Annotated in this window: 25 protein-coding genes; 13 read left to right on the forward strand and 12 right to left on the reverse strand. The window is 72.0% G+C overall.

Translation table 11 applies throughout. From position 1 onward, the window contains the following. Window positions 1-21 precede the first annotated feature (21 nt). Together ACZ5Y0_RS05400 and ACZ5Y0_RS05405 are read right to left on the reverse strand one after the other, a co-directional pair. Window positions 22-855, reverse strand: coding sequence for a transglutaminase family protein (locus ACZ5Y0_RS05400; RefSeq protein WP_469127283.1), 834 nt, complete (start codon window positions 853-855; stop codon window positions 22-24). Then, entirely contained in the window at window positions 852-1,859 is a 1,008-nt protein-coding gene (locus tag ACZ5Y0_RS05405) for a GNAT family N-acetyltransferase (protein ID WP_469127284.1), read from the reverse strand. Before ACZ5Y0_RS05405 ends, ACZ5Y0_RS05400 begins: the two co-directional genes overlap by 4 nt. A 140-nt stretch (window positions 1,860-1,999) precedes the next feature. Here ACZ5Y0_RS05405 and fdxA point away from each other — a divergent pair, with 140 nt between their 5' ends. Together fdxA and ACZ5Y0_RS05415 are read left to right on the forward strand one after the other, a co-directional pair. Further along, entirely contained in the window at window positions 2,000-2,320 is a 321-nt protein-coding gene (gene fdxA / locus ACZ5Y0_RS05410) for a ferredoxin (RefSeq protein ID WP_007495984.1), read from the forward strand. 115 nt (window positions 2,321-2,435) lie between these two features. Then, window positions 2,436-3,533, forward strand: coding sequence for a bifunctional succinyldiaminopimelate transaminase/glutamate-prephenate aminotransferase (locus ACZ5Y0_RS05415; protein WP_469127285.1), 1,098 nt, complete (start codon window positions 2,436-2,438; stop codon window positions 3,531-3,533). A 292-nt stretch (window positions 3,534-3,825) separates the two neighbouring features. Here the strand turns inward: ACZ5Y0_RS05415 and ACZ5Y0_RS05420 are convergent, their stop codons facing one another. Continuing rightward, window positions 3,826-4,275 (reverse strand): ATP-binding protein, encoded by a 450-nt coding sequence (locus tag ACZ5Y0_RS05420; protein WP_469127286.1) that lies wholly within the window; start codon window positions 4,273-4,275, stop codon window positions 3,826-3,828. Window positions 4,276-4,572: 297 nt separating this feature from the next. Beyond that, a complete protein-coding gene (locus ACZ5Y0_RS05425; RefSeq protein ID WP_469127287.1) occupies window positions 4,573-5,568 on the reverse strand; it encodes a VldE C-terminal domain-containing protein in 996 nt (331 codons plus the stop codon). A gap of 94 nt (window positions 5,569-5,662) precedes the next feature. Here ACZ5Y0_RS05425 and dapE point away from each other — a divergent pair, with 94 nt between their 5' ends. Together dapE and ACZ5Y0_RS05435 are read left to right on the forward strand one after the other, a co-directional pair. Then, window positions 5,663-6,742: a succinyl-diaminopimelate desuccinylase gene (gene dapE / locus ACZ5Y0_RS05430; protein WP_469127288.1), complete on the forward strand. Its 1,080-nt coding sequence runs from the start codon at window positions 5,663-5,665 to the stop codon at window positions 6,740-6,742. 113 nt (window positions 6,743-6,855) lie between these two features. After that, a complete protein-coding gene (locus ACZ5Y0_RS05435; protein WP_073493115.1) occupies window positions 6,856-7,614 on the forward strand; it encodes an LOG family protein in 759 nt (252 codons plus the stop codon). A gap of 63 nt (window positions 7,615-7,677) precedes the next feature. On the opposite strand, the gene folP is transcribed toward ACZ5Y0_RS05435, so the two are convergent. Beyond that, window positions 7,678-8,538: a dihydropteroate synthase gene (gene folP, locus ACZ5Y0_RS05440; protein ID WP_469127289.1), complete on the reverse strand. Its 861-nt coding sequence runs from the start codon at window positions 8,536-8,538 to the stop codon at window positions 7,678-7,680. 125 nt (window positions 8,539-8,663) lie between these two features. On the opposite strand from folP, the gene ACZ5Y0_RS05445 reads away from it, so the two are divergent. Together ACZ5Y0_RS05445 and ACZ5Y0_RS05450 are read left to right on the forward strand one after the other, a co-directional pair. Next, window positions 8,664-9,023 (forward strand): DivIVA domain-containing protein, encoded by a 360-nt coding sequence (locus ACZ5Y0_RS05445; protein WP_469127290.1) that lies wholly within the window; start codon window positions 8,664-8,666, stop codon window positions 9,021-9,023. Next, on the forward strand, window positions 9,020-9,607 hold the full coding sequence (locus ACZ5Y0_RS05450; RefSeq protein WP_469127291.1) for a DNA-3-methyladenine glycosylase I: 588 nt from the start codon (window positions 9,020-9,022) through the stop codon (window positions 9,605-9,607). Before ACZ5Y0_RS05445 ends, ACZ5Y0_RS05450 begins: the two co-directional genes overlap by 4 nt. Window positions 9,608-9,674: 67 nt before the next feature. Here ACZ5Y0_RS05450 and chcB read toward each other — a convergent pair whose 3' ends face one another. Further along, on the reverse strand, window positions 9,675-10,466 hold the full coding sequence (gene chcB, locus ACZ5Y0_RS05455; protein ID WP_469127292.1) for a 2-cyclohexenylcarbonyl CoA isomerase: 792 nt from the start codon (window positions 10,464-10,466) through the stop codon (window positions 9,675-9,677). 366 nt (window positions 10,467-10,832) lie between these two features. On the opposite strand from chcB, the gene ACZ5Y0_RS05460 reads away from it, so the two are divergent. Continuing rightward, window positions 10,833-11,000, forward strand: coding sequence for a DUF3117 domain-containing protein (locus ACZ5Y0_RS05460; RefSeq protein WP_003966491.1), 168 nt, complete (start codon window positions 10,833-10,835; stop codon window positions 10,998-11,000). Between the two features lie 244 nt (window positions 11,001-11,244). On the opposite strand, the gene ACZ5Y0_RS05465 is transcribed toward ACZ5Y0_RS05460, so the two are convergent. Further along, entirely contained in the window at window positions 11,245-11,943 is a 699-nt protein-coding gene (locus ACZ5Y0_RS05465; protein WP_469127513.1) for an O-methyltransferase, read from the reverse strand. A gap of 163 nt (window positions 11,944-12,106) precedes the next feature. On the opposite strand from ACZ5Y0_RS05465, the gene sigE reads away from it, so the two are divergent. The 5 genes from sigE (at window position 12,107) to ACZ5Y0_RS05490 (ending at window position 18,036) form a co-directional block, all read left to right on the forward strand. Beyond that, window positions 12,107-12,889 carry an RNA polymerase sigma factor SigE gene (gene sigE / locus ACZ5Y0_RS05470; protein WP_469127514.1) on the forward strand — a complete coding sequence of 261 codons (783 nt, stop codon included), beginning with the start codon at window positions 12,107-12,109 and terminating at the stop codon, window positions 12,887-12,889. Further along, on the forward strand, window positions 12,886-13,845 hold the full coding sequence (locus tag ACZ5Y0_RS05475; protein ID WP_469127293.1) for an anti-sigma factor family protein: 960 nt from the start codon (window positions 12,886-12,888) through the stop codon (window positions 13,843-13,845). The genes sigE and ACZ5Y0_RS05475 overlap by 4 nt, the downstream gene beginning before the upstream one ends. A gap of 754 nt (window positions 13,846-14,599) precedes the next feature. After that, on the forward strand, window positions 14,600-16,504 hold the full coding sequence (locus ACZ5Y0_RS05480) for a S1C family serine protease (protein ID WP_469127515.1): 1,905 nt from the start codon (window positions 14,600-14,602) through the stop codon (window positions 16,502-16,504). Between the two features lie 254 nt (window positions 16,505-16,758). Then, entirely contained in the window at window positions 16,759-17,199 is a 441-nt protein-coding gene (locus tag ACZ5Y0_RS05485; RefSeq protein ID WP_469127294.1) for a sec-independent translocase, read from the forward strand. 177 nt (window positions 17,200-17,376) lie between these two features. Next, window positions 17,377-18,036 carry a hypothetical protein gene (locus ACZ5Y0_RS05490; RefSeq protein WP_469127295.1) on the forward strand — a complete coding sequence of 220 codons (660 nt, stop codon included), beginning with the start codon at window positions 17,377-17,379 and terminating at the stop codon, window positions 18,034-18,036. A 90-nt stretch (window positions 18,037-18,126) separates the two neighbouring features. On the opposite strand, the gene ACZ5Y0_RS05495 is transcribed toward ACZ5Y0_RS05490, so the two are convergent. Genes ACZ5Y0_RS05495 through ACZ5Y0_RS05505 form a run of 3 tightly spaced genes read right to left on the reverse strand, consistent with a single transcriptional unit; the run spans window position 18,127 to window position 21,164 of the window. Then, window positions 18,127-19,260, reverse strand: coding sequence for an Mrp/NBP35 family ATP-binding protein (locus tag ACZ5Y0_RS05495; protein ID WP_469127296.1), 1,134 nt, complete (start codon window positions 19,258-19,260; stop codon window positions 18,127-18,129). A gap of 43 nt (window positions 19,261-19,303) precedes the next feature. Further along, window positions 19,304-19,891 (reverse strand): DUF1003 domain-containing protein, encoded by a 588-nt coding sequence (locus tag ACZ5Y0_RS05500; protein ID WP_469127297.1) that lies wholly within the window; start codon window positions 19,889-19,891, stop codon window positions 19,304-19,306. Next, the gene (locus ACZ5Y0_RS05505; protein WP_469127298.1) at window positions 19,875-21,164 is read right to left on the reverse strand and encodes a magnesium transporter MgtE N-terminal domain-containing protein; all 1,290 of its coding nucleotides are present in this window, start codon (window positions 21,162-21,164) and stop codon (window positions 19,875-19,877) included. The genes ACZ5Y0_RS05500 and ACZ5Y0_RS05505 overlap by 17 nt, the downstream gene beginning before the upstream one ends. A gap of 235 nt (window positions 21,165-21,399) precedes the next feature. Here ACZ5Y0_RS05505 and ACZ5Y0_RS05510 point away from each other — a divergent pair, with 235 nt between their 5' ends. Then, window positions 21,400-22,158, forward strand: a complete 759-nt coding sequence (locus ACZ5Y0_RS05510) for a hypothetical protein (protein ID WP_469127299.1) — start codon at window positions 21,400-21,402, stop codon at window positions 22,156-22,158. A gap of 4 nt (window positions 22,159-22,162) precedes the next feature. Here ACZ5Y0_RS05510 and ACZ5Y0_RS05515 read toward each other — a convergent pair whose 3' ends face one another. Both ACZ5Y0_RS05515 and ACZ5Y0_RS05520 read right to left on the reverse strand, forming a co-directional pair. After that, on the reverse strand, window positions 22,163-22,690 hold the full coding sequence (locus ACZ5Y0_RS05515) for a hypothetical protein (RefSeq protein WP_469127300.1): 528 nt from the start codon (window positions 22,688-22,690) through the stop codon (window positions 22,163-22,165). Between the two features lie 25 nt (window positions 22,691-22,715). Next, the gene (locus ACZ5Y0_RS05520; RefSeq protein ID WP_469127301.1) at window positions 22,716-23,831 is read right to left on the reverse strand and encodes a magnesium and cobalt transport protein CorA; all 1,116 of its coding nucleotides are present in this window, start codon (window positions 23,829-23,831) and stop codon (window positions 22,716-22,718) included. Window positions 23,832-24,139 lie beyond the last annotated feature (308 nt).

Genomic DNA, 24,139 nt, shown 5'->3' on the forward strand with positions numbered 1-24,139 from the left:
CCGTCGGCCATGAGCCGGGCGTCAGTTCAGCAGAGCCCGCGCCGCCCGAGCCTCCTGCCGGACCCGCTCCGCCAGCGCCGTGTCCACCACCTCGACCAGCCGCGCGTACTCCTCCATCTCCTCGGCGCCCTGCACGAACTCCGCCCGTTGCACGAGGAGCTGTCCCCGCTCGTACCGCAGTCGAGCCGGATGGGACGGGAGCACAAGCGCCAACTCCACGGCCCACAGGGCGACATCCGACCGCTCCGGCCGGGCCGCCGCCCAGGCCCGGATGTTGTCGAGGATCCGCCGTACGACATCCAGGGTCTGTGCCGGTTCCAGCATGGAGGGCTCCAGCGGGGCCCCCGTCGCCCCCGTCACCAGCTGCTCGGCATCGCGCTCCGTCAGCACCCGGCCTCCGTCGAAGGGGTCGACGAGCACCTGCTCCTGCGGGGGACCGAAGCCGACCACGAAGTGCCCGGGCAGGGCGACGCCGTACACCGGCGCGCCGGCCCGCCGCGCGACCTCGATCCACACCACGGACAGCAGGATGGGCAGCCCCCGTCGCCGTTCCAGCACCTGATGCAGCAGGGACGACTCCAACCGCTCGTAGTCGGCCGCCGAGCCACCGAAGCCGAGTCGCTCACCGAGCAGTTCGCGCAGCGCGACCGCCCACGCGCGCGGCCCGCCCGGCCGGAAGGGCACCTGCCCCGCCAGCGAGTCCAGTTCGACCTGCGCGGCGTCCAGCCCGGCCTCGTCCAGCGTCCGGTCCGCCGCCGCCCCCACCAGCAGGCACAGCAGTGACAGGTCGGGCCGCTCGGACCGCGCCTCCTCGGCGAACCGCCGCCGCAGCTCCGCGCGCTCGAATCCCGTCACGGCGTACTCGCCTCCGGCTCCCGGTAGTGGTGGTACGCGTGATGCGCCCCGAACCCCATCCCGGCGTACAGCGCCCGCGCCCCGGCGTTGTCCTCCTCGACCTGCAACCACGCCGCCGACGCGCCCTCCTCCAGCGCCCGGCCCGCCAGCGCGGCCATCACGACCGTCGCCAGCCCCCGCCGCCGCTGCGCCGGATCCACCTCGACCGCCGCGAACCCGGCCCACCGGCCGTCCACGACACACCGCCCGATGGCCGCGGGAGCCGTCCCCTCACCGGGCACCGACGCGAACCACACCGACGGCCCGCTCCCCAGCACCTTCAGGGCCACCTCGCCGACCCCCTTGCGCTGGTACCGCGCCAGCCAGGCGTCGTCGGCCGCCCGCGCCAGCACCACACCCCCGGCCTCGGCCGCCCGGTCGGCGACCGGCGCCAGCGCCCCGATCCACAGCTCGGCGGTCACCTCACGCACCCACCCGCGCCGCTCCAACTCGGCGCAGAGCAGCTCCTGGGTCCCCTCGGCCCCCGTCGCGGTCTGTAGATACGCGGGCAGACCCCGGTCGCCGTACCAGCGCCGTACGACATCCAGCGCCCCGTCGAGGGGCAGGCCCGGCTCGCCCAGCGGCAGCACGGAGTTGGCCCGGCGGGTGAACCCGGAGGCGGCGCGCAGCTCCCACTCACCGAGCCGCTCGCTCTCCACCGGCCGCCAGGCGCGCGCGGCGACACGGGCGAGTTCCTCGTAGGAGGCCGCCGGCCCCCGGCGGCGGGCCGGAGCGGGCGGGACGATCTTCCCGGCGACCAGCGAGGACTCCGCTATGCGGACGCTCTCCCCACTCTTCCGTGTGATCACCAGCACACCGCTGTCCCATGATGTGAGAACACCCACCGTGTCGGTGAATTTCCCCTCGGTGACGCCAGGTTCGCTCAGGCGCCGCACGGAGACGCGTTTGCCCACGTCAGCGGCGGTGATGCGGACCTCGAGTCGTCCGGCGGCCGAGATTTCCACGGGTCGATTCACCCCTACTGTTCGGATCATTGCCAAGAACGGAGATACTAGGGGCGGGCATCGACGACGCCGCGCTCCCGCGCGCCAGGCGGTGGAGCCTGGGGAGGCCCGCCAGCGCCCTATCGAGGAGGAACGACAGCGTGACCTACGTCATCGCGCAGCCTTGTGTCGACGTGAAGGACAAGGCGTGCATCGAGGAGTGCCCGGTCGACTGCATCTACGAGGGCCAGCGGTCCTTGTACATCCACCCGGACGAGTGCGTCGACTGCGGTGCCTGTGAACCGGTGTGCCCGGTCGAGGCGATCTTCTACGAGGACGACACTCCGGAGGAGTGGAAGGACTACTACAAGGCGAACGTCGAGTTCTTCGACGAGCTGGGCTCGCCCGGCGGCGCCAGCAAGCTGGGTCTGATCGAGCGCGACCACCCCTTCGTCGCCGCACTGCCGCCGCAGGCCGAGTAATCGGGCAAGCGGCCCGCACCATCGCGCCGCCTCGGTCCCGTACGGCCTGATCGCCCAAGATCGCCGTACGGGACCGAGGCGTTTGCCGTATCCGTCAGAGAGCGAGCCAAGAACCGTGTCCGCAGTTTCCGACCGTCTTCCCACCTTCCCCTGGGACAAGCTGGAGCCGTACAAGAAGACGGCCACGGCGCACCCCGGCGGGATCGTCGACCTCTCCGTCGGCACCCCGGTCGACCCGGTCCCCGAGCTGGTCCAGAAAGCGCTGATCGACGCCGCGGACTCACCGGGGTACCCGACGGTCTGGGGCACCCCGGCACTGCGCGACGCGATCACCGGCTGGCTGGAGCGGCGCCTGGGCGCCCGTGACGTCACGCACCGGCACGTCCTGCCGATCGTCGGCTCCAAGGAGCTGGTCGCCTGGCTCCCGACCCAGCTGGGCCTCGGCCCCGGTGACCGGGTCGCCTTCCCGCGCCTCGCCTACCCGACGTACGAGGTCGGTGCCCGCCTGGCCCGCGCCGAGCACGAGGCCTACGACGACCCGACCGAGCTGGACCCGACGGACCTCAAGCTGGTCTGGCTCAACTCCCCGTCCAACCCGACCGGCAAGGTCCTCTCCAAGGCCGAGCTGACCCGGATCGTCGCCTGGGCCCGCGAGCACGGGATCCTGGTCTTCTCCGACGAGTGCTACCTGGAACTGGGCTGGGAGGCCGACCCGGTCTCCGTCCTCCACCCGGACGTCAACGGCGGCTCGTACGACGGGATCGTCTCCGTCCACTCCCTGTCCAAGCGCTCCAACCTGGCCGGCTACCGCGCCGCCTTCCTGGCGGGCGACCCGGAGGTCCTGGCGCCGCTCCTGGAGATCCGCAAGCACGGCGGCATGATGACGTCCGCGCCGACCCAGGCGGCGGTCGTGGCGGCGCTCTCCGACGATGCCCACGTCCGCCAGCAGCGCGACCGCTACGCCGCCCGCCGCGGTCTCCTGCGCGAGGCCCTCCTCGGCCACGGCTTCCGCATCGACCACAGCGAGGCCAGCCTCTACCTGTGGGCCACGAGGAACGAGTCCTGCTGGGACACGGTGTCCCACCTGGCGGCCCGCGGCATCCTGGTGGCCCCCGGCGACTTCTACGGCCCGGCGGGTGCCCAGCACGTACGCGTGGCCCTGACGGCGACGGACGAGCGGGTGCGGGCGGCAGTGGAGCGCCTGAAGCCGTAGGAGGACCACGGCCGCAGCGGTCGCGGAGGCGGTCGCCGCATCCCGCCGTGGGCGGTCGTCGCTTTCGCCGTGGGCGGTCGCCGCTCCGCGTTGCGGGCAGTCGCCGCCACCCGCCGGAAGCAGTCGTGCGTTCCGCAGGACTGAGCTGGTGGGCGCGGCCGAAGTGCCGGTCCGGGGTCCGGGTCCGGCGCGGGCCCGAACCGCCCCGACCCCTGCCGTCGCGACACCCCCGCTCACGAAGGACGGGGCCCAGGGAAGCACCCTGGACCCCGTCACGGCCGAAGCTCGGCGCTCAGCCGAGCGGCAGGCCCTTCGCCGGCAGCGTCCCCGCCCCCGGCAGCCCGCCCTGCGTCACCGGCTCTGTCGGCAGCCCGCCCTTGGTGGCCGCGGACGCGGTGTCCCCGACGAGGTCCCCGGCCGAGCCCGCCGCCTCACCGGCGGCCTTCTGCGCCGCAGGGGTCATCTTCTTCACGGCCTTTCCGCCGGTCTTGCCGGCGGCCGGCACGGCCTGCTCGACCGTCTTGCCACCGGTCTCGCCCGCGGTCCCGGTGACGTTCTGCGCCGCGCCGTCCACCGTGTCGCCGACGCTCGCACCGTCCAGGGCGGTCAGGCCGCCGAGGTTCGGGGTGGCGGGCAGGCCGGGGGCAGCGCTGGCGGAGCCGGCCGCACCGACACCGGCAGCAGCTCCCGCGGCGACAAGCAGTGCGGCACGGGCGATCCTGCGGGTCAGGGGGAGGGACATGATGCTCCTTCTACGGGGGAGAACAAGAGGTGTCTGTAACGGCTGTCCGGGCCCGGACGCAGTGACTACCGCTCGAACCGCGGGAAGGTTGCGGACGGCCGACGTAAAGAGTTGGCAATGTGTCGCATTATCAGCTCTGGATAAAAACGGGCGAAAACCACCCGATATGAAAGTCGTCAAACTCCGCGTAGCCCTTTGTTCCCAAGGCATGCGCCGACCGCGACGGTGACGGCACGGAAGCCCGGACGCGCCGCCGTCCGGTGCCCCACGTATCACCCGTCCGGGTGGTCACCCGTACTACTGCGCGGTGACGATCCGTACGCTGTCGAAGTCGTCGCCCGTTCCCGTGGCACCGGCGGATTCGGCGTCGGCCGGGCCGGTGGAGCGCCATGTGCTGCCGGTCCTCCCGGCGGTCCACTCCCGGCCCGCATAGGTGACGCGCTCGATGCGGAGCGCCGAGGCGTTGGCCACCGCCCAGTGCGCGAGTTGCCAGCCGCGCTGCGGGGCCGTGCGCCCGTCGGCGATGGTCTTCTCGGCCACGGGCAGTCTCACGGTCCGCCCGTCCGTCTCGGCGAGCGGCGGATCGACGTCCGCGGCCGAGGCCTCCCCGGCGCCCACCTCGGCGCCCGCCTGCTGGAGCGCGTCGCGCCCGAAGTCCCGTACGAGCGCGGCGCGGACCGCGTCCGGACCGGTGGCCGTCGCGACGGCGCCCAGGCGGCCCTCGCAGGTCAGCGAGGCCGCGGAGGTCCCGGTCAGCGCGGCGGCCAGCAGCGTCGCGCCCGGCTCGTGCTTCGCGTACGCCTCCGGGTAACCGCTGCGCTGCACCCGCTGCGCGGCGACGGTGAGCGGCAGTTCCGTGTAGTGGGGCACCTTGGCGAGGTGCTCGTAGAAGATGTTCGCCGCGTAGGCCGGGTCCGTGACCTCCCGGGCGCTTCCCCAGCCTTGCGAGGGCCGCTGCTGGAAGAGGCCGAGCGAGTCCCGGTCGCCGTGGTCGAGGTTGCGCAGCGCCGACTCCTGGAGCGCGGTCGCCAGGGCGATGGTCACGGCACGTTCGGGCATGTTCCGGTTGGTCCCGGCGGCGGCGATGGTGGCCGCGTTCACCGCCTGCTCCGGCGTGAACTCGTACGCCGCCGCAGACCCGTCCGCGGAAACGACCGAGCACCCCGGACCCCCGGCGCCACCGGTGACGTACTGGACCACGACATACCCGGCGACGGCGGACAGGACCACGCAGGCCGCCCCGAGTCGGAGGAGGCGGCCGCGGCGCTTGGGAGAGGGTGACGGCTCTGGCACGCGTACAAGGTACTGGAGAGTACGGAAACCGGGGAGGCCTGTGTGACAGGTGGGTTCGGGCGCCACGAGCGGTCGGCGCGTTAGGGTCGACGGCATGGCCGAGACCCCGCTTGACCTCACGCTGGACGCCGCGCTGCTCACCGCGCAGCTCGTCGACTTCCCCTCCGAGAGCGGCACGGAGAAGCCGCTCGCGGACGCCATCGAGACGGCCCTTCGCGCGCTGCCGCACCTGACGGTGGACCGGCACGGCAACAACGTGATCGCCCGCACCCGGCTGGGCCGTCCCGAGCGGGTGATCCTCGCCGGCCACATCGACACCGTCCCGATCGCGGACAACGTCCCCTCCCGGCTGGACGCGGACGGAGTCCTGTGGGGCTGCGGCACCTGCGACATGAAGGCGGGCGTCGCCGTCCAGCTCCGCATCGCCGCGACGGTCCCCGCCCCCAACCGGGACCTGACCTTCGTCTTCTACGACAACGAAGAGGTTGCCGCCGACCTCAACGGCCTCAAGCACGTCGCCGAGGCCCGCCCGCAGTGGCTGGAGGGCGACTTCGCGGTTCTCCTGGAACCCTCCGACGGCCAGGTCGAGGGCGGCTGCCAGGGCACCCTGCGGGTCCTGTTGAGGACCAGGGGCGAGCGGGCCCACTCGGCCCGTGGCTGGATGGGCTCCAACGCCATCCACGCGGCCGCCCCGATCCTGGCCCGCCTCGCCTCCTACGAGCCTCGCCGCCCGGTGATCGACGGCCTGGAGTACCGCGAGGGCCTCAACGCGGTCGGCATCGCCGGCGGAGTGGCCGGCAATGTCATCCCCGACGAGTGCGTGGTCACCGTCAACTTCCGCTACGCACCCGACCGGACGCCCGAGGAGGCCATCGACCACGTCCGTGAGGTGTTCGTCGACTGCGGGGTGGAGGATTTCGTCGTCGACGACCACAGCGGGGCGGCCCTGCCCGGTCTCTCGCACCCCGCCGCGGCGGCCTTCATCGAGGCGGTGGGCGGCACCCCGCAGCCCAAGTACGGCTGGACCGACGTCTCCCGGTTCTCGGCGCTCGGCGTCCCCGCCGTCAACTACGGCCCCGGCAACCCGCTCTTGGCGCACAAGCGGGACGAACGCGTCGAGACCGCGAGGATCCTGGCGGGGGAGGAACGGCTGCGGACCTGGCTGACCGCGTGATCACAGGGCATCCGTGTCCCAGGGCGCTTCATGGCGGACACGCCGAGGTCCCCCGCCCGTGACCCGCGTAGATCTACGCTGAGGTGGAACGACTGCAAGCGGAGGGAGTTCACATGGCTACAGGCAACCCGGAGGGCAAGCGGCGGCCACCGGAGGAACAGCGCCTGGGACCGGTCCTCCGGAGGCGGGACCAGGTGCAGGCGAGCACCACGGACCAGCGGCTGCTGGACGAGCGCGCCCCGTCCGACTGGGTGCACACCGACCCCTGGCGGGTCCTGCGCATCCAGTCGGAGTTCATCGAAGGCTTCGGCACACTCGCCGAACTCCCCTCCGCCATCAGCGTCTTCGGTTCCGCCCGTACGCCGGTGGACTCCCCGGAGTACGAGGCGGGCGTGCGGCTCGGCCGCGCGCTCGTCGAGGCCGGCTGGGCGGTGATCACGGGGGGCGGCCCCGGCGCCATGGAGGCGGCCAACAAGGGCGCCTGCGAGGCGGGCGGCGTCTCGGTCGGCCTCGGCATCGAACTGCCCTTCGAGCAGGGCCTGAACCCCTACGTCGACATCGGCCTGAACTTCCGGTACTTCTTCGTCCGCAAGATGATGTTCGTGAAGTACGCGCAGGGCTTCGTCGTCCTGCCCGGCGGCCTCGGCACCCTGGACGAACTCTTCGAGGCCCTCACCCTCGTCCAGACCCAGAAGGTCACCCGCTTCCCGATCGTCCTCTTCGGCACGGAGTACTGGGGCGGCCTGATCGACTGGCTGAGGAACACCCTGATCGCCCAGGGCAAGGCCTCGGAGAAGGACCTCCTCCTCTTCCACGTCACGGACGACGTGGAGGAAGCGGTGGCACTGGTCTCGAAGGAAGCAGGCCGCTAGGGCCTGTCCGGGGGGCGGCAGCCCGGGTTCGACACCGGAAGGGGCGGCGGGGGCGAGCGAAAACTACGCCAACCCCCGCCGAGCCACCGCCGGCTCCCGGTACCCCGCGATGGACGCCACCATGTCCAGCACCTGCCGCGTCTCGGCGACCTCGTGCACCCGGTACACCCGCGCCCCCAACCACGCGGACACCGCGGTGGTGGCCAACGTCCCCACCACCCGCTCCTTCACCGGCCGGTCCAGGGTCTCCCCCACGAAGTCCTTGTTGGACAGCGACACCAGTACCGGCCACCCCGTCTCCACCATCTCGCCCAGCCGCCTCGTCGCCTCGAGGCTGTGCCGCGTGTTCTTCCCGAAGTCGTGCCCGGGGTCGATCAGGATCGACTCGCGCGGCACCCCCAGCGCCGCGGCCCGCTCCGCCAGCCCCACAGTCACGCCCAGAATGTCGGCCATCACGTCGTCGTACGCCACCCGGTGCGGCCGCGTCCGAGGCTCGGTGCCGCCCGCGTGCGTGCAGACCAGCCCGACCCCGTACCGCGCCGCCACCTCCGCCAGCCGGGGATCGACCCCGCCCCACGCGTCGTTCAGCAGATCGGCGCCCGCCTCGCAGACCGCCTCGCCGACCTCGGCCCGCCAGGTGTCCACGCTGATCACGACCTCCGGGAAACGCCGCCGCACCTCGGCCACGAAACCGACCGTGCGCCGCGCCTCCTCCTCGGCCGTGACCTCCTCGCCGGGCCCGGCCTTCACGCCGCCGATGTCGATGATCGCGGCGCCCTCGGCCACCACCTGCTCCACGCGCGCGAGGGCCGGCTCGTCACGGAAGGTCGCGCCCCGGTCGTAGAAGGAGTCCGGGGTCCGGTTCACGATCGCCATGATCACCGGCTCGTGGGTGCCGAATTCCCGCCTGCCCAGCCTGAGCATCCCCTGTGACCTCTCCTCGTACGTCCCTGACATCCGCCGCCTGCGACCCTAACTGTCACGCCCCCATGGCACGATCGGAGCCAGACACATCTGACAACGAGCACAGCGAGCGTGGGGACCCACCGATGGTTATGTTCTTCTTCCTGGTCATCGCGCTCGCCGTCGTGGTGGCCGCGGTGACACTCGCCGTGGTGGGCGGCGGCGAGGGCACCGGTCCGCTGCCGGAGGTCGCCCCCGAGCGGCTGCACGACCCGCTGCCCCCGGACCGCCCCCTCGACCGGTCCGACGTCGACCGGCTCCGCTTCCCGCTCGCCGCCCGCGGCTACCGCATGGCCGACGTCGACGACGCCCTCGACCGCCTCGGCGCCGAACTCGCCGAGCGCGACGCCCGCATCGGCGAACTGGAGTCCGCGCTCTCCGTCGCCCGGATGCCCGAGCCGCATGTCTCCATGGACAAGCCCGCACAGGAGGAGCAGCAGCAGTGAGCGACGGCACCGCCCTCGCCGGCCCCGACGGCGCGCTGCGCTGCCCCTGGGCCCTGTCCACAGCGGACTACGTGACGTACCACGACGAGGAATGGGGCCGCCCGGTCCACGGCGACCAGGCCCTCTTCGAGCGCCTCAGCCTGGAGGCCTTCCAGTCGGGCCTGTCCTGGATCACGATCCTGCGCCGCCGCTCCGGCTTCCGTACCGCCTTCGCCGACTTCGCGATCGACGCGGTCGCCGCCTTCACCGACGAGGACCGCACCCGGCTCCTGGCCGACCCGGGCATCATCCGCAACCGCGCCAAGATCGACGCCACGCTCGCCAACGCACGCGTGCTGGCCGCCTGGTCCCCGGGCGACCTCGACGAACTCATCTGGTCCCATGCGCCGGACGCGGCGACCCGTGCGGTCCCCAAGACCCTCGCGGACGTCCCGGCGCTGACGGACGAGTCGACGGCTCTGTCGAAGGCGCTGAAGAAGCGGGGGTTGCGCTTCGTCGGCCCCACGACGGCGTACGCGCTGATGCAGGCGTGCGGCCTGGTGGACGACCACCTGGAGACCTGCGTGTCCCGAAGCGCGGCGTGAGGGGCGCAGGGGCGCGTCTCGGCCGCGACGGCCCGCGCCCTCCGCACGCCCCCTCGCCTCGCCCGACTCAGCGGCCCACGTACGAGGGCTTCTCCTTCTTCACGAACGCCTGCACGGCGATCGTGTGGTCCTGCGACGCCCCCGCCCGAGTCTGCAACTCGTCCTCCTTGTCCAACGTCTCGGTGAGCGAGTGCGACAACCCGTACGCGACGGACTCCTTGATCGCCGCGTACGCGACCGTGGGCCCGGCGGCCAGTGCCCGCGCCACCTTCTCGGCCTCCGCGCGCAGCGCGTCCGCCGGTACGACCCGGTTGGCGATACCCAGTTCGTACGCCTCCTGCGCCTTGACGCTGCGCGGGAACAGCAGCAGGTCGGCGGCACGGCCGGGGCCGATCACCCGGGGCAGGGTCCACGAGACACCGGAGTCGGCGGTGAGCGCGACCCCCGCGAACGAGGTGTTGAAGGACGCCGTGTCGGCCACCACCCGGTAGTCCGCGGCCAGCGCGAAGCCGAAGCCGGCGCCCGCGGCGACCCCGTTCACGGCGGCGACCACCGGCTTCGGCGCCTCGGTGAGCGCCCGCACGACCGGGTTGTAGTGCTCCTTGACCGTGCTCATGACCTTGCCCGAGCCTTCGGCCAGCAGTCCGATGTGCTCCTTGAGGTCCTGGCCCACACAGAAGGCCCGCTCACCGGCGGCGGTCAGCAGCACGGCCCGTACGGCGTCGTCGGCCGCTGCGGACTCCACCGCCTCCCGCAGGGCGACCTTGGTCGCGATGTTCAGCGCGTTCATCGCCTCGGGGCGGTTCAGGGTGATCGTCGCGAGCCCGTCGCTCACCTCGTAGAGCACGGTGTCGGCCATGGAATGTCCCCTCCGGTGTCGCGGCTGACGTACTGACCAGTACGCAGGTGTCCGAAGGACAAGCATGAGGGACGCCGAGCGCGCCGGGCGTGTGACCCCTGTCAAAGAAATCCGGACGATTTCCGGCGGGCAGAAGTCCGTGCGGGCGCGAAGTATCGCAGTCACATCGCCGAATTGAGTGGTTTTGCTCGCGCGCGTTGCCCAAGCGATGCCGACCGATGTTGGTCATCGGGTCCTGCGATGCGGGATAATGGCTGGGAAGCAATGTGTTCGATGCCGGTGTCGTGGATCCCATGCTGGGCCGCGCCTTGCCCTTCACGGGCCGTCGGCTTTGACGATGAGCTGGTTTCAGGAAGGGGAACGAGCATGGCGGCCATGAAGCCGCGGACGGGTGACGGCCCGCTCGAGGTGACCAAGGAGGGGCGGGGCATCGTCATGCGCGTTCCGCTCGAAGGCGGCGGTCGGCTCGTCGTCGAGCTGACCCCGGACGAGGCCGACGCGCTCGGCGACGCCCTCAAGAAGGTCGTCGGCTGACGCGCAAGCGACCATACCCCTTCGGTCTCCCCGGCATCCTCAAGGGTGCCGGGGAGACTGTTTTGCCGGGGGACGTCGGGGGCCCGTAGCCCGAACGGCGTACCGGGCGGGCAGGCATACGGGCGGGCGGTAGCGGCTCACGCGGCGGCGGCTCGCGCACCTGTCGCTCGCACGGCCTTGGCCCGTACCGTCCCCGCCCGTAGGTATTCGGTTGCGCGGCCGCCGCTCCACCGCCGCCGTGCCGCTATCGCTTGACCGCGCAGAGCAGACCGTCGCCCACCGGCAGCAGCGACGGCACCAGCTCCTGGCTCTCGCGCACCGCGCGCAGCAGCTCGCGGACCCTGATGACCTCGGTGGGCTGCGGGCCCGAGTCGATCGTGCGACCGTTGGCGAAGACACCCTCGAACACCACGAGACCTCCCTGTCGCAGCAGGCGCAACGATTCAGCGAGGTAGTCCATGACCTCCAGCCGGTCGCCGTCGCAGAAGACGAGGTCGTAGCCGGCGTCCGCGAGCCTCGGCAGGACGTCCAGCGCGCGGCCGGGGATGAAGCGGGCCCGGTTGCTGGCGAACCCGCAGGCCCGGAAGGCCTGCCGGGCGAACTGCTGGTGCTCCGGCTCGGGGTCGACGGTCGTCAGGACGCCGTCCGGGCGCATGCCGTGCAGCAGGTGGATCCCCGAGACGCCGGTACCGGTACCGATCTCCGCGACCGCCTTGGCGTCCACGGTGGCGGCGAGCAACCGCAGCGCGGCGCCCGTGCTGGGCGACACCGAGCGCAGCCCCGCGTCGCGGGCCCGGTCCCGGGCCCAGCGCAGTGCTTCGTCCTCGGCGACATAGGCGTCGGCGAACGCCCAGCTCGTCTGCCGGTTGCCGGTAATGACCCTCTCCTGTCCCCGTGGTTGCCTGGGCGTGACTGTATCCGTTGGTGCCGGGAACCCGCAGATGGGACCGCGCGTTTGAAGGAGTGGGACGGAGCACGGAGGGACACGGTTGGATCACGACGACGGACGGCATACCGAGCAAGTGCTGACGCAGCCGCATGAGCCGTGTCAGCCCAGATCAATTTCTCGTAAAACCGCTTATCCGGAGCTAACGGGCGAGGTGGCTATGGTAGGGGCTCCGCTGGACACCACCAGAGCCGACAGGGGAGGTGCGGCTACGCCCGTGGATCGGGGAGGAGCGCTGCGACGCTTTCTCGGATCGGCAGGCAGGCCGAAATCCGTGAACGACACCGCTGACCACAGTCACGCCGCCGGCCCTGGTGCCGGCCCCGCCCAGACCGCGACCTTCTCCACCGACGCGGACGGGCAGGCGTGGACTCCGCCCACGTGGGAGGAGATCGTCAGCATGCACAGCGGCCGCGTGTACCGGCTCGCCTACCGCCTCACCGGTAACCAGCACGACGCCGAGGACCTCACCCAGGAGGTCTTCGTCCGCGTGTTCCGCTCGCTGTCGACGTACACGCCCGGCACGTTCGAGGGCTGGCTGCACCGCATCACCACCAACCTCTTCCTGGACATGGTCCGCCGCAAGCAGCGCATCCGCTTCGACTCGCTCGGCGATGACGCGGCGGAGCGGCTGGCCAGCAAGGAGCCCACCCCGCAGCAGGTCTTCAACGACGCCCACTTCGACGCGGACGTCCAGCAGGCCCTCGACACCCTCGCGCCCGAGTTCCGCGCCGCGGTCGTCCTGTGCGACATCGAAGGACTGTCGTACGAGGAGATCGCCGCGACCCTCGGAGTCAAGCTGGGCACGGTCCGCTCGCGTATCCACCGCGGCCGTTCACAGCTGCGCAAGGCACTGGCCCACCGCTCGCCCGAGGCGCGCTCCGAGCGTCGTTCGTTCGTGCCCCGTGTCCCCGCTCTGGGGGGAGGGGGCGCGACCGCGTGAGTGCACCTCGTCCCACCCCGGCCGAGCAGCATCTCGGCGACCGACTCTCCGCCCTCGTGGACGGCGAGCTGGGCCATGACACCCGCGAGCGCGTGCTGGCACACGTGGCGACCTGCCCCAAATGCAAGGCGGAGGTCGACGCACAGCGCCGACTGAAGAACGTCTTCGCCGAAGTGGCCCCGCCCGCCCCCTCCGAAAGCTTCCTGGCGCGCCTTCAGGGGCTGCCCGGGGGAGGAGACGCGGACGACGGCGGCCTGCCGCCGCTCGGAGGAGGCTTCGGCGACAGGTTCGGGGCTCGCCCCGGAGCGTCCGGAGTCTTCGGAGCCAAGCGGGACGAGCCGTTCGAGTTCGGCTACGTCCCCGCGCGCGACCACCGCTCCGTGTTCACGCCCTCCGCCGAGCGCACCCTGCGCATCCACCCGGTCGGCCGCTCCGACGCCGAGCGTTCGCGCGGGCTGCGGTTCGCCTTCGTCGCCGCCGGCGCTGTGTCACTGGCGGCGATCGCCCTGGGCGGTATGAACACCGGCCTCCCGGCCGACACGGACGCCCGTGGCGGCTCCGGCGCGGGCAGCAATGTGACACCGGCCCGCACGCCGGGCGGCGGCTCCCCGACGACTCCCGAGAGCCAGCGCCGCCGTGGCGTAGGCCCCGTGCTCGCGCAGGGCGGGCAGATGCTCGGCGAGACCCCGGTCGTCCCTACCCAGGTCTCCGCGCCGCTGCTGCCCGGAGTGCCGTCCCCGGCGGTCCGTCCCGAGCAGGCGCTGCACCGGCTGACCACACCCGTGATGGCCGGCGTCGCCGCGATGTCCCCTCTGATACGCCCGCTCGGCACCACCGCACCGGTCTCGCTGACCTCTTGGTCCACCACCCCGGAGATCGCCTCCCCCGGCCTGCTCGCCGCACCCGTCCCCGACGCCACTTCCGCCCCCACCCCGTCCCCGCACCAGGCCCACTGATCCGCGAACCTGGTTGAATCCAGCGTGAACCGCGGCCATGCGGCGCGGGGTGGAGTGCGAGCCTGAGCACGGGGAGAGCATGAACGAGGGCAAGCCCACGGAGGGCCCTGCCGGGCCGGCGAACGGGGACGAACCGAGCACGCCCGCGGGGGAGCCGGTCCCGCAGGGGAGCCCTGTCGAAGGGGCCGGTGAGGAACTGTCGGGCGGGCCTGCCGGGGTCGTGGTAGCCGAGGGCAGTCCCGGCGGACAGGCCCGCGAGAAGCCGTCGGGCGGTCCCGCCGCGGACGCGCTCCCCGAGGGCAGCCCTGCCGGAGCACCGGGTGAGGAGCCGTCGGGGAAATCTGTGCCGGACGGGTTCCCCGACGGAAGCCCTGCCGGTCGGACGAGCGGGGGCGAGGTCCCCGATGGGAGCCCCGGTCCCCGGGCGAGCGAGGAACCGGGCAGCGGATCAGTACGGGGAGTGATCCCTGTGGGCGACTTCGAACTGGCCCGCCCTGCGAGGGCCGCTGACAAGGCCGCGGAGGATCAGCACCGGACGCTTCCCGACAGCGGCTCCCCGCTGGGCCGGTGCTTTCCGGCGGACACGGCGGACACGGCCGACACGGCCGACACGGCGGACACGGCCCACACGGCGGACACGGCCGACACCGAGGAGCCGGAGCGCATTGCTTCCGGTGGGGAGACCGGGTTGATCTCCGCGGACGGAGCCGCCCGGCCTGTCCCCGCGGGGGACGGTGTCTGGCAATCGGCGGGGATGGCGGTCGAGTCGGCCGACGATGCCCTTCGGCCTCCCGCTGGTACGCAGGCGAGCTTGTCGCCGGCGGAATCGGCGGAATCGGCGGATCGCGCGCCTGAGTCCCCTGCCGTCCCCGAACGGCCCAAGCCCCTGCATGATCCCGACCCCTACAGCACCCCGCCGTACGGCGAACCCGGCCCCTGGGCGCCCGCACCGCCTGTCCAGCACCCGGCGGCGACACCGGCTCCCGCCCCGGCCGCCTCCGGCCCGACGGCGCCGATGCCCGGTGTCCCTGGCGCGCCGGCTGTCGGCGCGGTGCCACCCGCGCCTGCCGCGCCTGTTCCTGGTGTGGTCGGTGCGGCCGCCTCCGGCCCGACGGCGCCGATGCCCGGTGTCCCTGACGCGCCCGCTGTCGACTCGGTCCCACCCGCTCCCGTTGTGCCCCCTCCTGGCGTCCCCACGGCGGGCGCTACCGGCACCTCCTCGCCTCCGGACGCCTCCGTTCCCGGTGTCCCTGCCGGGTCCGCCGACGCGTTCCCGCCCGCCTCCGGCGCTCCCGTGCCAGGTGTCCCCGCCGGGCCCGCCGACGCCTTCCCGCCCGGCCTCGGCGCCCCCGCCCCGGGTGTCCCCGCCAGGGCCGCCTCCGACCCGTCCCCGCCCGCCCTCGGCGCCCCCGTCCCGCCCGCCGAAGGCTTCCCCGCCCACGTCCCGCCCTCCGCGCCGCCCGCGGGCCCCTGGCGCCGTTACGATCCCTGGGCCCTCGGGCCGCTTCAGCAGACCGGGGCCCGGGTCGCCGACCTGACGGAGCGGCGGCGGCGTCGGCGTAGGGAACTGGTGGGTGGGGCCTTGTTGTTGGCTCTGGTCTCCGGGGGAGTCGGCGGAGGCGTCGGCGTGTATCTGGAGCGGCACGGCGGGGTCGGCGCGGTGGAGTTGCCGCAGGCCTCTGTCGAGCCGGGCGTGCGGGACGCGGACAGCGTCGCCGGGATCGCCGCCCGCGCCCTGCCCAGCGTTGTCACGCTGCACGTCAGCGGCGGCGAGGAGGCCGGTACCGGCACCGGCTTCGTGCTCGACACTCGCGGTCACATCCTCACCAACAGCCACGTCGTCGAGCCCGCGGGGTCCGGCGGCGAGATATCCGTGGTCTTCAACGGTGGCCAGACCGCCGAGGCCGAGGTCGTCGGAAAGGACAGCGGATACGACCTCGCCGTGGTGAAGGTGACCGGCGTGCGGGGCATGGAGCCCCTACCCCTCGGCAACTCCGACAACGTCCGGGTCGGTGACCCGGTCGTCGCCATCGGCGCCCCCTTCGATCTGGAGGGCACCGTCACGTCAGGCATCATCAGCGCCAAGGAGCGGCCCGTCACCGCCGGCGGCGAGAGCGGTGACGCGAGCGACGTGTCGTACGTGGACGCCTTGCAGACCGACGCGCCCATCAACCCCGGGAACTCCGGCGGCCCCCTCCTCGACGCGATGGGCCGTGTCATCGGCATCAACTCGGCCATCCGGTCCGCCGCCGACGGCACCGATTCCGACGGCGGCCAGGCCGGTTCGATCGGTCTGGGCTTCGCCATCCCGGTCAACCAGGGCAAGCGTGTCGCCGAGGAGCTGATCGACACGGGCCGGGCGACCCACCCGGTCATCGGCGTGACCCTCGACATGGAGTACACGGGCGACGGCGCCCGAGTCGGCACCGAGAGCGGTGGCGGGAGCGATCCGGTGACCGCGGGCGGCCCCGGCGACCGGGCCGGCATCCGGCCGGGGGACCTCATCACCGCGGTCGACGGCCGGCGCGTCCACTCCGGCGAGGAACTGATCGTCAAGACGCGCGCACACCGCCCCGGCGACCGCCTGGAACTGACCGTCGAACGCGACGGGAAGGAACGCACCCTCTCCCTCGTGCTCGGCTCCTCCGACAGCGGCTGAACCCGAGGCAGCGTGTCCGCCCTCCCACGAATGACAGAAACTTCACACTCCGGACGCCGCCGTATGGTTCCACTGGGCGGACAACGCGAGAAACAGGTCACCCGCCACCAGTCGGACACCTCGGGACGGTACCGGTCGGACAGGTGCGACAGGTACCGTGGACCCGGCCCGGACCACGGAAGACCCGCACCGACCACCGAGGGCCAGCAGGGCCGCCGAGGACCGCGGACCGCGGACATCGCAAGGAGCTTCAGGTGTTCAATGACATAGGACCGCTCGAGCTGGTGACGATCATCGTCCTGGCCGTGCTCGTCTTCGGTCCGGACAAGCTCCCGAAGGTCATCCATGACGTGATGCGCACGGTCCGGAAGATCCGTGAGTTCTCCGAGAGCGCCAAGCAGGACATCCGGCAGGAACTCGGCCCGGAGTTCAAGGACTTCGAGTTCGAGGACCTCAACCCCAAGACCTTCATCCGCAAGCAGCTGGACAACGAGGACCTGGGGCTGAAGGAGATCCGCAACGGCTTCGACCTCAAGAAGGAGATGGCCGAGGTCACGGACGGCATCCAGGGCCGCGACCAGGAGTCCTCCTCGCCGTCCTCGTCCGCCTCGTCCGGCGGCCGTATCGACATGGCGAAGCAGCCGGACGAGCCGGGCAAGGACGACCGTCCGCCCTTCGACGCGGACGCCACCTGAGTCTCCCCGTCCCCCGGATGTGAGGGGGCGCACGCCGCACGCGCCGGGCGGCTTCCCCGCAGTCACCGGCGGGGTGGCTATGCTGCCTGGTTGTTGTGCGGGCCGTACCCGAGGGCAACGCCGCCCGAAGGGGGGCGGGCCGTACGGTCCGGCTAGAGCGAGGAGGCGTCCGGGGACATGGAGACGACGAGTCGGGCAGTCGTAGAGGCGCCGGCCGCGGAGGGCGGACAACCGCTTCCCTCCGCCCGGCGCACGGTCGACGGCTACCTGGAGGCGCCCTTCCCGTGGTACGGCCTCGACGAGGCCTTCACGGGACCGCGCTGGCTGATGCAGGTGGGTGCGGCGGCCGACGGTGCCGTCGAGCACGGTTCGATCGGGCACGGTGACGAGCCCTCGGTACGCCACGAGACGGCCGGGGAGGACCGCGGCAAGTTCGCGGTCGTCGTGACCGTCGCCGCGAACCCCGTCCGGCGCAGCGCGGACGGCACGGGGCTGCTGGAGGCCACCTCGGTGTCCTCGGCGGCCTGGCTGGCGGGTGTGGGGTTGCTGTCCTTCACCTGGCCGGGCCAGATGGACCACAGCCTGCGTGACGACTGGCTGGAGCAGCAGACCGAGACGGCGTGGGTGCTGGCCGACGACCTGTCCGGCCCGGACTGGTCCACGCTGTCCCTGCCGGTCGACGGCGTGCCGACCCCCTTCCACTACCGCGAGTCCGAGTTCGGCTGGGTGCTGGCCGGCTCGACGCAGGAAGGGGTGCACCTGGGGGCGTACGGCAGAGGCATGAGCGCGTACGGGCTCGGCTTCGCCGTGATCAAGGACCTCGCCGAGTACGCGTAGCCGCGGTGACGGCGGCGGGGGGCGCGGTCCTGACGGACGGCGCCCCCGTCGTCGTACGACGGGGGCGGAGACCGTGTCTCGTACGGCGGGTCAGAACTTGTTCTTCGGGGTGATGCCCAGGGACAGGCCCGACAGGCCCCGCTGGCGGCCGCCGAGCTTGCCCGCGATGGCCCGCAGGGCGGCACCCGCCGGGGAGTCCGGGTCGGTGAGGACGACCGGCTTGCCCTCGTCGCCGCCTTCGCGCAGGCGGACGTCGATGGGGATGGAGCCGAGGACCGGCACCGAGGCGCCCGTGGTGCGGGTCAGACCGTCCGCGACGGCCTGGCCGCCGCCGGTGCCGAAGACGTCGACCATCTCGCCGCAGTGCGGGCAGGGCAGCCCGGACATGTTCTCGACGACGCCGACGATCTTCTGGTGGGTCTGGACCGCGATGGAGCCCGCCCGCTCCGCCACCTCGGCGGCGGCCTGCTGGGGCGTGGTGACGACCAGGATCTCCGCGTTCGGGACCAGCTGGGCCACCGAGATGGCGATGTCGCCGGTGCCCGGCGGGAGGTCGAGCAGCAGGACGTCCAGGTCGCCCCAGTACACGTCGGCCAGGAACTGCTGGAGCGCGCGGTGGAGCATCGGGCCGCGCCAGACGACCGGGGCGTTGCCCGGGGTGAACATGCCGATCGAGATGACCTTCACGCCGTGCGCCGACGGCGGCATGATCATGTTCTCGACCTGGGTGGGACGGCCGTCCGCGCCGAGCATGCGTGGCACGCTGTGGCCGTAGATGTCGGCGTCGACGACACCCACCTTCAGGCCGTCGGCCGCCATCGCCGCCGCCAGGTTCACGGTCACCGACGACTTGCCGACGCCGCCCTTGCCGGACGCGACCGCGTACACACGCGTGAGCGAGCCCGGCTTGGCGAAGGGCACCTCGCGCTCGGTCTGGCCGCCGCGCAGCGCGGTCGCCAGTTCCTTGCGCTGTTCGTCGCTCATCACGTCCAGGGTCACGTCGACGCGCGTGACGCCCTCGACCCCGGAGACCGCCTCGGTGACGCGCTGCGTGATCGTCTCGCGCATGGGGCAGCCGGAGACCGTCAGGTACACGGTGACCGCGACCGCCCCGTCCGCCCCAATGTCCACCGACTTGACCATCCCGAGTTCGGTGATGGGGCGGTTGATCTCGGGATCGTTCACCGTCGCCAGTGCTTCACGCACCGCGTCTTCCGTAGCCATAAGGACGATGGTACGGCGCCCCGCCCGAGCCTCGGCATGCCCGTCAGCGGTCGTCTACGTCACGTCCGCGCGACCGTTCCGCCGGGAATACGACATGGCCGTCGCGCAGCCCCTCCAGTTCCTTCACCATGTCCTGGAGTTCGGAGCGGATCCAGTCCCGGGTGGCGACCTCGCCGAGCCCGATCCGGAGGGCGGCGATCTCGCGCGTGAGGTACTCGGTGTCCGCGATGGACCGCTCGTTCTGCTTGCGGTCCTGCTCCAGGTTGACCCGGTCGCGGTCGTCCTGGCGGTTCTGTGCGAGCAGGATCAGCGGAGCCGCGTAGGAGGCCTGGAGTGACAGCATCAGCGTCAGGAAGATGAAGGGGTAGTTGTCGAAGCGCAGGTCACGCGGGGCGAAGATGTTCCACAGGACCCACACGATGATGACGATCGTCATCCAGACGATGAACCGTCCGGTGCCCAGGAACCGGGCGATGCGCTCCGAGAGCCGTCCGAAGGCCTCCGGGTCCCACTCGGGCAGGAGCCGGCGCCTGGGCGGGCGCGGCTGGTCCAGCCGGACGCGGGGGCGGGTGGTCGCCGTGGCGCCGACCGGGGTCCGCTCGGCGCGGGCGGCGTCACGCTCGGGAGCCATCGGACACCTCCCCCTCGGCCAGGTGGAACTCCGTCTCCCGCCAGTCCTCGGGCAGCATGTGGTCCAGCACGTCGTCCACCGTGACCGCGCCGAGCAGGGAGCCCGCCTCGTCGACGACGGGCGCCGCGACCATGTCGTACGTCGCGAAGAAACCGGCGATCACGGGCAGGGTCGCGCCCGGCGCGAGGGTCTGGAGGTCGTCGTCGAGGATCGAGCTGACCAGCGTGTACGGCGGGTCGCGCAGGAGCCGCTGGAAGTGGACGGTGCCCAGATACTTGCCGGTCGGCGTCTCGTCGGGCGGGCGGCACACGTAGACCTGGGCGGCGAGGGCGGGGGACAGGTCACGGTTGCGGACCCGTGCGAGGGCGTCGGCGACGGTCGCGTCGGGCCGCAGCACGATCGGTTCGGTCGTCATCAGACCGCCCGCCGTGTGCTCCTCGTACGCCATCAGGCGGCGCATGTCGGCGGCGTCGTCGGGCTCCATCAGGCTCAGCAGCCGCTCCTTGTCCTCCTCGGGCAGCTCGGAGAGCAGGTCGGCGGCGTCGTCGGGGTCCATGGCCTCCAGGACGTCCGCGGCGCGCTCCTCCTTCAGCTTGCCGAGGATCTCGATCTGGTCGTCCTCCGGCAGCTCCTCCAGGACGTCGGCGAGCCGGTCGTCGTCGAGGGCGGCGGCGACCTCCGCGCGGCGCTTGGCGGACAGGTGGTGCAGGACGTTCGCCAGGTCGGCCGGGCGCAGCTGCTCGAAGGTGGCGAGGAGGCTCTCGGCGCCCTGCCCGTGCTCCTCCAGGGAGAAGCCGGTGACCGCTGACCACTCCACGGTCAGCTTCTCGCCCCTGCCGCGTCGGAAGGCGCCCGACTTCTTGCCCTTCTGTACGAAGATCCGGTCGATCTCCCAGTCCCGGCGGGCCGGCAGCTGCTGCACGGACAGGTCGAGGACGGTGACGTCCTCGCCGGTCTCGGCGAGCGTGACGCGCCGGTCGAGCAGTTCGCCGAAGACGAGCCGCTCGGTGGGCCGCTGTTCGAAACGGCGGACGTTCAGCACTCCGGTGCTGAGGACCTGGCCGGACTCGATGCTGGTCACGCGGGTCATCGGCAGGAAGATCCGGCGCCGGGTGGTGAGTTCGACGACCAGCCCGAGCAGCCTGGGCGGCTTGCGGCCGACCCGCAGCATGGCGACCAGGTCGCGCACCCGCCCCACGGTGTCGCCGTTGGGGTCGAACACGGCGACCCCGGCGAGGTGGGAGACGAAGATCCGGGGGGCGCCCGCTGCCATGTCCGGACCTCCTTCTCGTACGCGCTCGTACGGGGTGTTCGCCGACGTGCTCCCCGCGGTGTTGCGGGTGAGGTTCTTTTCCCAATTGCCCGCTCGTGCGGGCTTCAGGCTAGCCCGTCCCGATCGGGTACGCCCTGGTGAGCGGTCCGGACGGACTGGCTCCGTTGCCCTGCCGGGACCCCGGTACGCTGCGGTACGCCGCTCAGGAGTTCCCCGCAGAAAGGCAGCCCCCTCTGTGACTGCGATCGCCCAGGGCCGTACCCATCGCCGGGCCGCGCTGGTGAGCGCGATGTGCGCGCTGGCCGTGACGGGCCTGGGGCTCACCGGGTGCGGCGAGGACCCGGACGCGGGGACGAACGGGGTCGGCAAGCTGGCCGCCGACAAGATCCAGGGCAGGACGCAGGCGGCCGCCGCGGCGGTGGACGCGGTGCGGCTGTCCGGGTCCGTGGTCGCGGGCGGGAAGTCGTACCGGCTCGACATGAGCCTGAAGTCGGACGGCGCCACGGGATCGGTGACCGCCGAGGGTGCCACCTTCCACCTGCTGCGGGTCGACGAGGAGCTGTACCTCAAGGCGGACGCCGCGTTCTGGAAGCACGAGGACGGCAAGTCCGAGAGCAGCGGCTCCGACACCGCGGCCGCGGGCAAACTCGACGACAAGTACGTGAAGGTGCCGACCGGTGACCCCTCGTACAAGAAGTTCAGCGGGTTCACGGACAAGGACCTCCTTCTCGACAGTGTGCTGACACTGCACGGTTCGCTGGGCAAGGACGGGCACCACGAGCAGGCCGGGGTGCGCACGATCCGCATCACCGGCGACGGGGGCTCCGGCGGCACGCTGGACGTGTCCCTGGAGGGCGAGCCGTACCCGCTGCGCCTGGTGCGGGCGGGCGGGGCGGGCACGCTGACCTTCTCCGCCTGGGGCAAGGACTTCGCCCTGAAGGAGCCGGCGAAGGACGAGATCGTGGACTACGGCAAGGAACTGCCGACGTCGTGACCGGCTACGCGCGCTCGCCCTTCTTCCGCTTCCTCTTCAGCAGCAGCCGGGGCAGGCCCGCCGGGGCCGGCTGACGGGTCGTGGCCGGGGACGGCACCGGCGGCGCCGCCAGGTCTCCGTCGGGCAGCGCGGACGTGGTGCCGGTGGGCTCCAGCCGGATCACCCGGCACTCCCGCGCCCAGCGCTCTGTCATCGCCTCACCGTCGGGCGCGTTCAGCCGTTTGCCCTTGAGGTCGGCGACGGCCGCCTCCCATGCCTCGGTGCCGGGGGCGAGCTGGACGACCCGCGCGGCCCAGGTGACCAGCCGGCCGCCCTTGTCCTTGCTGCGGACGGTCACCTCGGCCGTCACGCCGTCGGCCAGTCCCGGCAACGGCTGCTCGCCGGGCCCGTCACCGACCAGATGGGCCGCGCCCTCGTGCCACACGTGCCACAGTGCCCGTGCGCTCCGTTCACCGGCCGCCTCGACCCAGATGAGACCGGACTTCTTGGTGGCCTCCTCGACGAGGGCCGGACCGAGCAGCTCGCGTGTCATGGGACCCACCCTATCCAGGCGCTTCTCACAGCCAGCCGTTGCGCTTGAGCGTGCGGTGGATGCCCACACAGAGCGCCACCGTCACCGACATGATCACGGGGTAGCCGTAGCGCCAGTGCAGCTCCGGCATGTGGTCGAAGTTCATGCCGTAGACCCCGCAGACCATCGTCGGTACGGCGATGATGGCCGCCCAGGAGGTGATCTTGCGCATGTCCTCGTTCTGCGCGACGGACGCCTGCGCGAGGTTGGCCTGGAGGATCGAGTTGAGCAACTCGTCGAAGCCGATGACCTGTTCCTGGACCCGGGCGAGGTGGTCGGCGACGTCACGGAAGTACTTCTGGATGTCGGGGTCGATCAGCCGCATGGGCCGCTCGCTGAGCAGTTGCATCGGCCGCAGCAGCGGCGACACCGCCCGCTTGAACTCCAGTACCTCGCGCTTGAGTTGGTAGATCCGGCCGGCGTCGGTGCCACGCGGGCTGCCCTTGCGTCCCGGCGAGAACACCTCCGTCTCGACCTCGTCGATGTCGTCCTGCACGGCGTCGGCGACCGCGATGTAACCGTCGACGACGTGGTCGGCGATCGCGTGCAGCACCGCAGAGGGGCCCCTGGCGAGCAACTCCGGGTCGTCCTGGAGGCGGCGGCGCAGTGCGCGCAACGAGCCCTGGCCGCCGTGCCGGACGGTGATGAAGAAGTCCTTGCCGGTGAAGCACATGACCTCGCCGGTCTCCACCACCTCGCTGTTGGCGTCGAGTTGGTCGTGCTCGACGTAGTGGATGGTCTTGAAGACGGTGAACAGGGAGTCGTCGTAGCGCTCCAGCTTGGGGCGCTGGTGGGCCTGGACCGCGTCCTCCACGGCCAGCGGATGCAGCCCGAACTCGCGCGCGATACCGGCGAACTCACTCTCCGTCGGCTCATGCAGGCCGATCCACACGAACCCGCCGTCGCGGCGCACCTGGCGCATCGCCTCGTGCGGGGCCAGCGGTGTCACCGTCTCGACGCGGGCGCCGTCGCGGTAGACGGCGCAGTCGACGACGGCCGAGGGAGTGGCCGGGTCGCGCGTGGGGTCGTACGCGCCGCTCTCCTTGCGCAGGGAGGGGCGGGACGGGCGGACCACGGCACGCAGGTCGCGGATCATCGACATGGCAGGCTCCTTCGCGACGGGCAACGAAAGGCGCCGACGACGGGTGGAACTGCCCGGAATGGGGACGTCCTGGCAAGAGGCCTCCCCGCCCTTCGAGGCAGGGGAAGGATGTTTGGCACGTCCACAAAGCGGGGAGCACCGCACCGTCGCGGTGGCGGGTTTCGCTACTGATTCAGCTACTGCTTCAGATCAGACGGATCGCGCGGACCGAGGAGCTCGGGCAGATCCGGTACAACGAAACGAAGTGCTCTTCCGAGTGAAGACGCGAACGCGAGAGGCGGCGGTCGGCCGGAGCCAGAGCTACATCA

The organism is Streptomyces sp. NPDC033216 (assembly GCF_055577115.1).

Coding starts and splice junctions, on each gene's coding strand:
- ACZ5Y0_RS05420 (WP_469127286.1), bottom strand. CDS start 4,275: ATGTCCCTCCCCCTGACCCGCAGGATCGCCCGTGCCGCACTGCTTGTC.
- dapE (WP_469127288.1), top strand. CDS start 5,663: ATGGCCGAGACCCCGCTTGACCTCACGCTGGACGCCGCGCTGCTCACC.
- ACZ5Y0_RS05435 (WP_073493115.1), top strand. CDS start 6,856: ATGGCTACAGGCAACCCGGAGGGCAAGCGGCGGCCACCGGAGGAACAG.
- folP (WP_469127289.1), bottom strand. CDS start 8,538: ATGCTCAGGCTGGGCAGGCGGGAATTCGGCACCCACGAGCCGGTGATC.
- ACZ5Y0_RS05445 (WP_469127290.1), top strand. CDS start 8,664: ATGGTTATGTTCTTCTTCCTGGTCATCGCGCTCGCCGTCGTGGTGGCC.
- chcB (WP_469127292.1), bottom strand. CDS start 10,466: ATGGCCGACACCGTGCTCTACGAGGTGAGCGACGGGCTCGCGACGATC.
- ACZ5Y0_RS05460 (WP_003966491.1), top strand. CDS start 10,833: ATGGCGGCCATGAAGCCGCGGACGGGTGACGGCCCGCTCGAGGTGACC.
- sigE (WP_469127514.1), top strand. CDS start 12,107: ATGGTAGGGGCTCCGCTGGACACCACCAGAGCCGACAGGGGAGGTGCG.
- ACZ5Y0_RS05480 (WP_469127515.1), top strand. CDS start 14,600: ATGGCGGTCGAGTCGGCCGACGATGCCCTTCGGCCTCCCGCTGGTACG.
- ACZ5Y0_RS05490 (WP_469127295.1), top strand. CDS start 17,377: ATGGAGACGACGAGTCGGGCAGTCGTAGAGGCGCCGGCCGCGGAGGGC.
- ACZ5Y0_RS05495 (WP_469127296.1), bottom strand. CDS start 19,260: ATGGCTACGGAAGACGCGGTGCGTGAAGCACTGGCGACGGTGAACGAT.
- ACZ5Y0_RS05500 (WP_469127297.1), bottom strand. CDS start 19,891: ATGGCTCCCGAGCGTGACGCCGCCCGCGCCGAGCGGACCCCGGTCGGC.
- ACZ5Y0_RS05505 (WP_469127298.1), bottom strand. CDS start 21,164: ATGGCAGCGGGCGCCCCCCGGATCTTCGTCTCCCACCTCGCCGGGGTC.
- ACZ5Y0_RS05515 (WP_469127300.1), bottom strand. CDS start 22,690: ATGACACGCGAGCTGCTCGGTCCGGCCCTCGTCGAGGAGGCCACCAAG.
- ACZ5Y0_RS05520 (WP_469127301.1), bottom strand. CDS start 23,831: ATGTCGATGATCCGCGACCTGCGTGCCGTGGTCCGCCCGTCCCGCCCC.